The 11,458-nt window shown below is 74.6% G+C and carries 10 protein-coding genes; 3 read left to right on the top strand and 7 right to left on the bottom strand.

Features of this window, described 5'->3' with window-relative positions:
- Positions 1-47: 47 nt before the first annotated feature.
- The 7 genes from hemB to ACFXPX_RS41700 all read right to left on the bottom strand — a co-directional run bounded on the left by hemB (position 48) and on the right by ACFXPX_RS41700 (position 7,332).
- The gene (gene hemB, locus ACFXPX_RS41730; RefSeq protein WP_375881769.1) at positions 48-1,034 is read right to left on the bottom strand and encodes a porphobilinogen synthase; all 987 of its coding nucleotides are present in this window, start codon (positions 1,032-1,034) and stop codon (positions 48-50) included.
- Between the two features lie 74 nt (positions 1,035-1,108).
- Positions 1,109-2,746 (bottom strand): uroporphyrinogen-III synthase, encoded by a 1,638-nt coding sequence (locus ACFXPX_RS41725; protein WP_380522891.1) that lies wholly within the window; start codon positions 2,744-2,746, stop codon positions 1,109-1,111.
- A complete protein-coding gene (gene hemC, locus ACFXPX_RS41720; protein ID WP_380586232.1) occupies positions 2,743-3,747 on the bottom strand; it encodes a hydroxymethylbilane synthase in 1,005 nt (334 codons plus the stop codon). The genes ACFXPX_RS41725 and hemC overlap by 4 nt, the downstream gene beginning before the upstream one ends.
- Before the next feature lie 41 nt (positions 3,748-3,788).
- Positions 3,789-5,129, bottom strand: a complete 1,341-nt coding sequence (locus tag ACFXPX_RS41715) for a glutamyl-tRNA reductase (RefSeq protein ID WP_380644948.1) — start codon at positions 5,127-5,129, stop codon at positions 3,789-3,791.
- Between the two features lie 25 nt (positions 5,130-5,154).
- On the bottom strand, positions 5,155-6,051 hold the full coding sequence (locus ACFXPX_RS41710; protein ID WP_375882336.1) for a redox-sensing transcriptional repressor Rex: 897 nt from the start codon (positions 6,049-6,051) through the stop codon (positions 5,155-5,157).
- A gap of 107 nt (positions 6,052-6,158) precedes the next feature.
- Positions 6,159-6,893: an exonuclease domain-containing protein gene (locus tag ACFXPX_RS41705; RefSeq protein WP_380522893.1), complete on the bottom strand. Its 735-nt coding sequence runs from the start codon at positions 6,891-6,893 to the stop codon at positions 6,159-6,161.
- A gap of 163 nt (positions 6,894-7,056) precedes the next feature.
- A complete protein-coding gene (locus ACFXPX_RS41700) occupies positions 7,057-7,332 on the bottom strand; it encodes a glutaredoxin family protein (protein WP_375881756.1) in 276 nt (91 codons plus the stop codon).
- A gap of 118 nt (positions 7,333-7,450) precedes the next feature.
- Between ACFXPX_RS41700 and ACFXPX_RS41695 the strand changes: the two genes are divergently transcribed.
- The 3 genes from ACFXPX_RS41695 (at position 7,451) to ACFXPX_RS41685 (ending at position 11,437) form a co-directional block, all read left to right on the top strand.
- Complete coding sequence (locus ACFXPX_RS41695) at positions 7,451-8,473, top strand: HAD family hydrolase (RefSeq protein WP_380644947.1); 1,023 nt, start codon at positions 7,451-7,453, stop codon at positions 8,471-8,473.
- A gap of 555 nt (positions 8,474-9,028) precedes the next feature.
- Positions 9,029-9,847, top strand: coding sequence for an ECF subfamily RNA polymerase sigma factor, BldN family (locus ACFXPX_RS41690; protein WP_375882333.1), 819 nt, complete (start codon positions 9,029-9,031; stop codon positions 9,845-9,847).
- A gap of 288 nt (positions 9,848-10,135) precedes the next feature.
- The gene (locus ACFXPX_RS41685; RefSeq protein ID WP_380644946.1) at positions 10,136-11,437 is read left to right on the top strand and encodes a DUF5667 domain-containing protein; all 1,302 of its coding nucleotides are present in this window, start codon (positions 10,136-10,138) and stop codon (positions 11,435-11,437) included.
- Positions 11,438-11,458: the final 21 nt, after the last annotated feature.

Genomic DNA, 11,458 nt, shown 5'->3' with positions numbered 1-11,458 from the left:
GGGCCGCTCCCCGCGGGGGAGCGGCCCCGCCTTCTGCTGTAGCGGTGCTATTGCTGCTTGAGCAACGCGGCGGCCTCGACCGCCCAGTAGGTGAGGATCTGCTCGGCGCCGGCCCGGCGGATCGAGGTGAGCGTCTCCAGGATGGTGCGCTCCCGCTCGATCCATCCGTTGGCGGCGGCGGCCTCCACCATCGAGTACTCGCCGGAGATCTGGTACGCGGCCACCGGCACCGGCGAGGCGTCGGCGACCTGCCGCAGGACGTCCAGGTACAGCATCGCGGGCTTGACCATCACCAGGTCCGCACCCTCGGCGAGGTCCAACTCCAGCTCGCGCAGCGCCTCGCGGGCGTTCGCCGGGTCCTGCTGGTAGCTCTTGCGGTCGCCCTTGAGCGATGAGTTGACGGCCTCGCGGAACGGCCCGTACAGCGCGGAGGCGTACTTGGCGGTGTAGGCGAGGACGCTGACGTCCTGGTACCCGGCCGCGTCCAACGCCCGCCGGACGACGCCGATCTGACCGTCCATCATCCCCGACGGGCCGACCATGTGGACGCCGGCCTCGGCCTGGACCACGGCCATCTCGGCGTAGCGCGCCAGGGTCGCGTCGTTGTCCACGCTGCCGTCCTCGGCCAGCACGCCGCAGTGGCCGTGGTCGGTGAACTCGTCCAGGCAGAGGTCGGACATGACCACCAGCCGGTCGCCGACCTCGGCGACCACGTCGCTGATGGCCCGCTGGAGGATCCCGTCCGGATTGGTGCCCTCGGAGCCGACGGCGTCCTTCACCTCGGGCAGGCCGAACAGCATGATGCCGCCGACTCCCGCCTCGGCGGCCTCCACCGCGGCCTTGCGCAGGCTGTCCCGGGTGTGCTGGACCACGCCGGGCATCGCGGCGATCGGCTTGGGCTCGCTGATGCCCTCGCTGACGAAGGCGGGCAGGATCAGCTCCGCCGGGTGCAGCCGGGTCTCGGCGACCAGTCGGCGCATCGCCGGGCTCTGCCGCAGTCGACGGGGGCGAACGTACGGGAATTCAGCGGACACGGCTTCTCTCTCCGAACGGTTGTGCAGTGCTGGGGGCGACGAACCGCCGCCCCCAGCACCATAGTTGAGGGATCTCAGCGGGCCTTGCGGCGGGATCCCGGACGGCGCTCGCTGGGCCGGTAGACCGGCTCGCCCGCGGCCGTCGCGGTGTCCCGGCGCTTGGCGCCGAAGTCTGCCAGCGCCTGGGCCAGCGCGGCCGCCGACGGCGCCGGGGCCATCACGTCGACCCGCAGGCCGTGCTCCTCGGCGGTCTTCGCGGTGGCCGGGCCGATGCAGGCGATGACCGTGACGTTGTGCGGCTTGCCGGCGATGCCGACCAGGTTCCGGACGGTCGAGGACGAGGTGAACAGCACCGCGTCGAAACCGCCGCCCTTGATCGCCTCGCGGGTCTCGGCCGGCGGCGGCGAGGCGCGCACCGTCCGGTACGCCGTCACGTCGTCGACCTCCCAGCCGAGCTCGACCAGGCCGGCCACCAGGGTCTCGGTGGCGATGTCGGCGCGCGGCAGCAGCACCCGGTCGATCGGGTCGAAGACCGGGTCGTACGGCGGCCAGTCCTCCAGCAGCCCGGCCGCGGACTGCTCCCCGGAGGGCACCAGGTCCGGCTTCACGCCGAAGTCCACCAGGGCCTGGGCGGTGGTCTCGCCGACCGCCGCGACCTTGATCCCGGCGAACGCGCGGGCGTCCAGGCCGTACTCCTCGAACTTCTCCCGGACGGCGCGGACGGCGTTCACCGAGGTGAAGGCGATCCACTCGTAGCGTCCGGTGACCAGGCCCTTGATGGCCCGCTCCATCTGCTGCGGGGTGCGCGGCGGCTCGACCGCGATGGTCGGTACCTCCTGCGGCACCGCGCCGTACGAGCGCAGCTGCTCGGACAGGCCGTGGGCCTGCTCCTTGGTGCGCGGCACCAGGACGTTCCAGCCGAACAGCGGCTTGGTCTCGAACCACGAGTGCGAGGCCCGGTGGGCGACCTGCTCACCCACCACGGCTATCACCGAGGTCGCCGGGTCCACCGGGGCGGAGACCGGCGAGGGCAGCACCCGGGCGATCTTGAGGTCGGCCGCGATGGTGGCCAGCGTGGAGGTGAAGGTCCGCTGGCGGGTGGTGGTGCCGGACAGCGTGGCGCTCAGCGCCGAGTCCGGCTTGCGGCCGTTGGAGACCAGCGCGCCCGCGGTGGCCGGCAGCTGGCCCAGGGTGGTGCGGACCACCAGGGTGGTCTCCGGCGCGCCCAGGTCGACCGGGGCGCCGGACAGCAGCTGGCCGCCGTCCACGAAGCGGACGTCGGTGCCGGCCGCGCCGCGCAGCGGGACGCCCGCGTACGCCGGGACGCCGACCGACTGGGCGACGCCCGGGATCACCTCGAAGGGGATCCCGTCGCCCGCGCAGCTGAGCATCTCCTCGGCGGCGCAACCGTCCAGGCCCGGGTCGCCGTCGACGGTGCGGACCACGTGCTTGCCGGCCCGGACGGCCTCGGCGACCAGCTTGGCCAGGTCGAAGTCGGCGCCCTCGGCGGCCGGGGCGTGCACCTGCACGCCGGCCGGACAGTGGGTGCGCACGGCGGCCGCGGTCAGCGGGTCGGCGACCAGGACGTCGGCCGAGGACAGCACCTCGACCGCGCGCAGAGTCAGCAGCCCCGGGTCCCCGGGGCCGGCCCCCAGGAAGGTGCAGCGTCCGGTGGGCTGGCCGGCCGGGAAGAGGGCTTCGGTGGGGCTCATCGGGCTCGCTCCCCCATCAGGGTGGCCGCGCCCGCGTCGAGCAGCCGGGCGGCCAGGGCGTGGCCGAGGGCCCGCGCCTGCTGCTCGGCGGTCTCGTCGAGGACGATCGGACCGTTGGCGGACATCTTCAGCAGGGCGGTGCCGTCGGGATCGCCGACCACCCCGTCCAGCTGCAGTTCGTTCTCCCGGCCCCAGGTGGCCAGCGCGGCCACCGGGGCCGAGCAGCCGGCCTCCAGGGTGGCCAGCAGGGCGCGCTCGGCGGCCACGGCGACCCGGGTGGGGGCGTGGTCCAGCGCGGCGAGCGCGGCGGTCAGGTCCGTGTCGGCGGCGGCGCACTCGATCGCGAGCGCGCCCTGGCCGGGGGCCGGGATCATCAGCTCGGGGTCGAGGTGCTGGGAGATCTCGGCGCTGCGGCCGAGCCGGTTGAGGCCGGCCGTGGCCAGCACCACGGCGTCCAGCTCGCCGGCGCTCACGTAGCCGATCCGGGTGTCCACGTTGCCGCGGATCGCCACGGTCTCCAGCTGGGCGCCGCAGGCCCGGGCCCAGGCGTTCAGCTGGGCCATCCGGCGCGGCGAGCCGGTGCCGATCCGGGCCGGGCGACCGGCCCCGGCCAGCTTCTCCACCAGCTCGTCCAGGGCCAGGCCCTCGGCCGCGACCAGGGCGTCCCGGACGTCCTCGCGGGCGGGGACGGCGGCCAGCGCCAGGCCCTCGGGCGCGGCGGTGGGCAGGTCCTTGAGCGAGTGCACGGCGAAGTCGATCCGGCCCTCCAGCAGGGCGTCCCGCAGGGCGGAGACGAACACGCCGGTGCCGCCGATCTGGGCGAGCGCCTCGCGCGAGGTGTCGCCGTAGGTGGTGATCTCGACCAGCTCGACGGGGCGGCCGGTGAGCCTGGTCACCTCGCGGGCGACCATGCCCGACTGGGCCATGGCGAGCGCGCTGCGCCGGGTGCCGAGCCGCAGGGCGGCGGCCGGAGCCTGCTCGGTGAGCGGTTGACCATTCATGAGGTGATCGTCCCGGTGGTACTCGTGGGATGGCTGACGGTTCATCTGGTGCTCCCGGCCGAAGGCTGGGGGCGGCCGCCGACGGGCGTGCCCGAAACGGCGTGCACGGCCGCCGGGTCGAGGTCGAACAGCTCGCGCAGGGCGTCCGCGTAGGACGCGCCGCCGGGCTCGGCGGCCAGCTGCTTCACCCGGACGGTCGGGGCGTGCAGCAGCTTGTCGACGACGCGGCGGACGGTCTGGGTGATCTCGGCGCGGGAGCGCTCGTCCAGGTCGGGCAGCCGGGAGCCCAGCCGGCCCAGCTCGGCGGCGACCACGTCGGAGGCCATCGCCCGCAGCGCGACCACGGTCGGCGCGATCCGGGCGGCCCGCTGGGCGGCGCCGAAGGCCGTCACCTCGTCGGAGACGATCCGGGTGACCTCGTCGACGTCGCCGGCGCCGGGGCTGGCGGCGTGCGCGTGGGAGAGGCTCTCCAGGTCGACCAGCAGGGCGCCGTCCAGCTCGTGCACGGCGTGGTCGACGTCGCGCGGCATGGCGAGGTCGAGCAGCGCCAGCGGCTCGGGGGCGGTGCGCACGGCGACCGCGGCGGCGACGTCCTCGGCCCGGACCACCACGCCGGCCGCGCCGGTGCAGGAGATCACCAGGTCGACGTCGGCCAGCGCCTGCGGCACCTTGGCGAGGTCCAGGGTGCGGGCCACGTCCGGACCGAGGATCTCCACCAGGCGCTCGGCGCGGGCCGGCGTGCGGTTGGCGATCAGCAGGTCGGTGACCCCGGAACGGACCAGGGTGGCGGCGGCCAGCGAGCTCATCGAGCCGGCCCCGACCACCAGCGCGCGCTTGCCGGCGATCTCGCCCGCGCCCGCGGCGACCTGTTCCAGGCCGAAGGTGACCAGCGACTGGCCGGCCTTGTCGATCCCGGTCTCGCTGTGCGCCCGCTTGCCGACCCGCAGGGCCTGCTGGAACAGCTCGTTCAGGCCGCGCCCGGCGGTGTGCTCGTCCTGCGCCTTGGCCAGCGCGTCGCGCAGCTGGCCGAGGATCTGGCCCTCGCCGACCACCATCGAGTCCAGGCCGCAGGCCACCGAGAAGAGGTGGTGGACGGCGCGGTCCTCGTAGTGGACGTAGAGGTGGGAGGTCAGCTCCTCCAGGTCCACCCCGCTGTGGTGGGCCAGCAGCAGCGACAGCTCGGCGACGCCGCCGTGGAACTTGTCCACGTCCGCGTACAGCTCGATCCGGTTGCAGGTGTTGAGCAGGGCGGCCTCGGCGACGGTCGAGGACGCGGCCGCGTCGTGCAGCAGCCGGGTCGGGACCTCACCGGTCAGCGCGGCACGCTCCAGCACGCCGACCGGTGCCGTCCGGTGGCTCAGTCCGACGACGAGAAGACTCATGCCCGCCCCCCACAGCTCTCGGTGTTCACGCGGGCATCACCGCGGACAGCTCGCCCTCGCCGCCCTTGGCGGGCTTGCCCTTGGCCGACGGCTCGGCCGGCTCCTTGGCCGCCGGCTCGGCGCCGGTGCGGCCCTTGCCGCTGCCGCCGGCCGCCCGGCGCAGCTTGGCCGCGGCCGCGCGGACCGGGCCGGGGGCGCGGTCCAGCACCGACTCGGTGCGGTCGGGCTCCTCGCCGGCCTTGCGCTGCTCGTGGAAGGCGAGGATCTGCAGCTCGATGGAGAGGTCCACCTTGCGCACGTCCACGCCGTCCGGGACGGTCAGCACGGTCGGGGCGAAGTTCAGGATGCTGGTGACGCCCGCCTCGACCAGTCGGTCGCAGACCTGCTGGGCGGCGCCGGGCGGGGTGGTGATCACACCGATCGAGACGTGCTGGCTCTCGACGATCGACTCCAGCTCGTCCATGTGGCGCACCGGCAGTCCGGCCGCGGTGGAACCGACCACGTTCGCGTCGGCGTCCAACAGGGCGGCGACCCGGAAGCCGCGGGAGGCGAAACCGCCGTAGTTGGCGAGGGCGTGGCCGAGGTTCCCGATGCCGACGATGACGACCGGCCAGTCCTGGGTCAGGCCGAGCTCGCGGGAGATCTGGTAGACGAGGTACTCGACGTCGTAGCCGACGCCCCGGGTGCCGTAGGAGCCGAGGTAGGAGAAGTCCTTGCGCAGCTTGGCCGAGTTCACACCGGCGGCGGCGGCCAGTTCCTCGGAGGACACGGTCGGCACCGAACGCTCGGAGAGCGCGGTGAGGGCCCGCAGGTAGAGGGGGAGGCGGGCGACGGTCGCCTCCGGGATGCCCCGGGCGCGCGCGGGTCGGCGCGCGGCGCCCTGGTCGGGCGTCTGCGAACTGCTCTGTGGTGATCGGCCGATTGCCACGGTGCTCCTGTGGGTGAAGCTGGGCTTTGGCAGCCAGGCTAAGCGTTTGTGAACGTGTGCACAAAGATGGTGTCCGATTTGTCCCGGCACAGTGACACGCATCACGCCGATGAGCTCATAGCACCGGCCTGTGTCAGGACCACTTCCGGGGCTCGGGCGCCGGGCAGCCAGGGGCCGTACGGCGCCTCCCGGCGCAGCAGTGGCACCGTACCGCCGGACGGCCGGGAACGGGCCCGCCCCAGCCGTGGCCAGGACACCCGGGCGGCCTCGCGCAGCGGCCCGGTCCAGTCGTCCGGCGGGCAGGACGGGACGCCCGCGCAGTGCCGCAGCAGCTCCGCCGTCACCCGGGCGTCACCCAGCGCGGTGTGCGCCGGGAACCAGCCCAGACCGGCCGCCTCCGCGCAGGCCGCCAGGCCCTGGCCGCGGGCCTGCGGCAGGTGGGCGCCGGCCAGCCGCATCGTGCACAGCAGGGGAACGGGCGGCAGCGGCACCCCGATCCGGGCGAACTCGCGCTCCAGGAAGGCGTGGTCGCAGCTGACGTGGTGACCGACCAGCACCCGGCCGGCCAGCAGCTCCAGCAGCCGGGGGGCGATCTCCCGGAAGCGGGGCGCGCCCTCGACGTCGGCCTGGCGTATCCGGTGCACATGGGTCGGGCCGACCGGGCCCAGCGGGTCCAGCAGGGTGGCGAACTCGCCCTCGGGGCGGAGCCGCTCGTCCAGCAGCACCACCGCGACCTCGACCACCCGGTGCCGCCACGGGCTGCGGCCGGTCGCCTCCACGTCCACCACGGCGAAGCCCGGGGCTGCGGGCAGCGCGGGGGTCGGACGGGGAAGCATGGCGGCACTCCTCGCGTGCTCAGCCCCCCACGGGCGTAAACGCGTTCGATCGTAAGCCGACCGGGGCGCCCGGCCCCACGCCGGAACGGAGTGTCTTCGACAACGATTCGGCGAAGCTCCCCCGCCGGTCGGCGGGGGAGGTGGTGCACGCACGAACCCCTCCTCAGCCGCCCAGGGCCTTGCGCAGGCGGTTCTCGTCGACCCGCCAGAAGTCGTGCTGGCGGCCGTCGACCAGGGTGACCGGGATCTGCTCCCAGTAGCGGCGGTACAGCTCCTCGTCCCGGGTGATGTCCTTCTCCTCGAAGGTCGCGCCCAGCTCCGCCGCCACCCGGACGATCACCTCCCGGGCCTCGTCGCACAGGTGGCAGCCGGGCTTGCCGACCAGGGTCACGGTACGGGCCGCCGGCTCGGGGCTCTTGCGTCGCAGCAGTGGGCTCACCTGCCCATTGTCCTCGACCCGCCCCTCCGGCCCGGGCGGTGCCCGCCCGGCAGCTGTTCACCGCACGGGCACGGCTCCGTCACGGCCGCTCCCCGCCCGGCTGGCTATGCTCGGTGACATGGCCGTGCTCCGAAGGCTCACCCAGGCGAGACGCTCCACCACCGAGCGGAGCGCCCTGGCGGGCGAGGCCGCGGCAGCGGCGGCCGAGGCCGCGCTGCGCGCCGAACCGCTGCTCTCCCCCGCGACGGACGCCCCGGTGGCGCAGGAGCCCGGGGCGGCCCCCGCCACCGAGGGGAGCCCGGCACCCGGCCGGCCCGGGAAGGCCCCCAAGGCCCCGGCCGGGAACCACACCCCGGACCGGGACGACCCGCGCGCCGCCGCCTTCTTCGACTGCGACAACACCATCCTGCGCGGCGCCGCGATCTTCTACCTCGGCGTCGGCCTCTACCGCCACGGCTTCCTCACCCGCCGCGACATCGCCCGCTTCGCCTGGCAGCAGGCGCTCTTCCGGCTGCACGGCACCGAGGACCCGGACCACATCTCGGACGCCCGCAACACCGCCCTGGGCATCGTGGCCGGCAAGCGCACCGCCGACCTGGAGGTGATCTGCGAGGAGGTCTTCGAGCAGGTCGTCGCCGACAAGATCTGGCCGGGCACCCGCGCCCTGGTCCAGATGCACCTGGACGCCGGCCAGCGGGTCTGGCTGGTCACCGCCGCCCCGCTGGAGGTGGCCCGGATCATCGCCCGGCGGCTCGGCATGACCGGCGCGCTGGGCACCGTCGCGGAGGCCCGGGACGGCCACTACACCGGCCGGCTGGTCGGCGACCTGCTGCACGGCCCGGCCAAGGCCGCCGCGGTGAACGCGCTGGCCCGGCGCGAGCGGCTGGACCTCGACCGCTGCGCGGCCTACAGCGACTCGGCCAACGACATCCCGATGCTCTCGCTGGTCGGCCACCCGTACGTGGTGAACCCGGACGGCGCGCTGCGGCGGCACGCCCGGGCGCAGGGGTGGCGGGTGCGCGACTTCCGGACCGGGCGCAAGGCGGCCCGGGCGGGCCTGCCGGCGGCGGCCGCGCTCGGGGTGCTGGCCGGTACGGCCGCGGCCGGGGTGGCGCTGCGGCGCCGCCGTCGGCGCGGCTGAGCCCCGGTCCGGGCCGGACGGCCGTCCACGGAACCGTTTCTGCCGCTCCCCCGTGCGGGTGAGAGGGCGTCAATCAGGGGCCTGACCTGGCCCCTCGTACGAGCGAACTCCCGGCTCCGACACGGCTGTCCGGGCCCGCTGTGCGAACTTGTCACCCGGTGACCGGTTCTGATCGTTCGCCAGGCCGGGAAAGTCGGGGGTTGCGGGGCCCCAAGGCTGGGAAACCGCCCGCAGTGCCGCCGAATTGGTCACCCTGGGCGCCCGAACGGTCACGTTGAGCCGGATGAACGCCGACATCTCCGGTCAGTGTCAGCCGAATATGCGCAACAAATGGATCCCAAACGACCACTTCGACCACACGGTGTAGCTGTCATTGCACAAAGCGTTATTCTCTCCTGGATGCACGTCACCCATGCGTCCCGCTCGAACGGATGTCATGGGGAGTGCTCTCCGCGCAGGCGGAGGTGATCCGTCCACAGTTCTGCCTCTGGGAGTCCCGTGTACCCACCCGTCCGGAACGACGCGCCTGCACCCTCCCGCCCGTCGTCCGCGCCCCTGCGCCCCCGCACCGGCCTCCGCGGCCGCCCGGCCGAGCGGCAGATCTCCACCGGCCTGGACCTGCTGCGCACCCTGCTCCGCAGCCAGCTCGCCGCCTCGCCCCAACTCGTGCCCGCCGGTGTGCCGTTCGGCCACCAGCACGGCCCCGGCACCGCGCTGCGCACCACCGCCGCCGGCTCCACCGGCACCGGCTCGCGCAGCCGCACCGGCAGCACCGGCGTCGGCCGCAGCCGCACCCGCACCGCGCCGAGCCCCGGCTACGAGACCGAGCACAACCCGATCATGGAGCTGGTCGAGCGGGCCCAGGCCGGCGAGAGCGAGGCCTTCGGCCGGCTCTACGACCACTACGCGGACACCGTCTACCGCTACATCTACTACCGGGTCGGCAGCCGGGCCACCGCCGAGGACCTCACCAGCGAGACCTTCCTGCGCGCGCTGCGCCGGATCGGCACCTTCACCTGGCAGGGCCGCGACTTCGGGGCCTGGCTGGTCACCATCGCGCGCAACCTGGTCGCCGACCACTTCAAGTCCAGCCGGTTCCGGCTGGAGGTCACCACCGGCGAGATGCTCGACTCCAACGAGTGCGAGCGCAGCCCGGAGGAGTCGGTGCTGGAGTCGCTCTCCAACGCCGCCCTGCTGGACGCGGTGCGCCGGCTCAACCCCCAGCAGCAGGAGTGCGTGACGCTGCGCTTCCTCCAGGGGCTGTCGGTGGCCGAGACGGCGCGGATCATGGGCAAGAACGAGGGTGCGATCAAGACCCTCCAGTACCGCGCCGTACGCACCCTCGCCCGGCTCCTGCCGCCCGACGCGCGGTGAGGCGACGGTGACCGAGGGAGCGATAGGGCCCGGGCGGGGCCCGACCCGGCGCCGGCCCGACGGCCCGTCACCACTGCCACCCGGGCGACACGTCCGGGTGAACGGTCGGTCCGATGATCAGCCGTGCGTAACCGACCGCCCGTACCGCTCGTTGGCCAGCATGCAAGCCCCCACCAGGCATACGGTCAAGCCGAATTGTGACCTGTCACCCGATGGAGTGGCTTTGGCCCGCCGGGGCAACCGTCCGGCGGGCCGGGGTGTCGACAACGACGAAGGGAGGTGTGGCCCGTGACGGCAAACGTGCTGGAGCACCGACGGGCGAAGGCCTTCGCCGAGGCGCTGGAGGCCCACCAGGCGGAGCAACTCCGCGCGGCCACCGCCGAATCGGCCAACATCGCCGCCGCCGAAGCCGGTTCGGTGGCGATGGCCGAACTGGTCGGGGTGGCCGACGCGCTGGGGGCACTGCCCGGGCCAGTCCTGGACCAGGAGGTCCGGACGGTCCAACGCGCCCAGCTGATGGCCGCGTTCGAGCAGGCCTTCGCGGGCGGGCCGGGCGCCGCGGTGCCCCGCCAGCGCCGCCACCGGGCGATCCGGACGGCGCCGCGCGGCCGGTGGAGCCGCCGCTTCGCGATCGGCGGACTGGTCGCCGGGCTCGCCGTCGGCAGCCTGGCCGGCGCGGCCGCCGCAAGCACCAGTGCCCTCCCCGGGGACACGCTGTACGGCATGAAGCGCGGCCTCGAAGGGCTCCGACTCGACCTCGCGGACTCCGACTCGGAGCGCGGCGAACTGCTGCTCGGCAACGCCGCCACCCGGCTCGGCGAGGCCAACGCCCTGGTCGGGCCGTCCGGTTCGACCACCGGGCTCAGCCCCGGCACCGTCGACCGGGTCCGCCGCGCGCTGGACGACATGCACGCCGACGCCCTCAAGGGCCGCGAGCTGCTGCGTTCGGTCTACCGCAGCAACGGCTCACTGGGCCCGATGCGCGCGCTGGCCGGCTTCGCCCACGACGAGGACGGCCGCTGGAGCGAGCTGCAGGGCCGGCTGCCGGTCCAACTCACCGAGCAGGCCCACCTGGTGAACCAGCTCTTCGACGACATAACCGAGGACGTCGCGCCCCTGCGCCTGACCCAGCCCCCCGCCAAGAGCGGTGGACCGGGCGGCACCGGAGCGGGCGACGACTCCTCCTCCTCGACCGGCGGCTCCCCGGCCGGCACCGGGCCCGACGGCTCCGGCGCCGCACCCGGCTCCGCGCAGTCCCAGGGCGGCACGGGCAGCGGCAACCGCCCCGGCACCGACCGCGCCCCGGACACCGCCGGCAGCGGCAGCACGGCCGGCGGCGGGGCCAAGGGCGGCGGACTGCCGAGCACCCTGCCCAGCAGCGCACCGGACGCCGTCAACGGACTGGTCGGCAACCTCACCAGCGGGCTCACCGGCGGCCGGCCCTCGCCGAGCGCCGACGCGGCCCCGCCGCAGGTGCCGCAGCCGCCGTCCGGTGCGCCCAGCACGCCGAGCAGCGCCCAGCAGGGCGTGGACGTGCCTCCGCTGATCCCCGGCCTGCTGCCCGGGCTGCGGATCCTCGGCGGGAGCTGAGCGGGGCGGTGGGGGCCCGGC

Origin of the sequence: Kitasatospora sp. NPDC059146 (genome assembly GCF_042786665.1) — a bacterium.
Lineage (GTDB): Bacteria > Actinomycetota > Actinomycetes > Streptomycetales > Streptomycetaceae > Kitasatospora.
The sequence above is the reverse complement of the archived record's forward strand: the minus strand, read 5'-3'. Positions and strand labels throughout refer to the sequence as shown.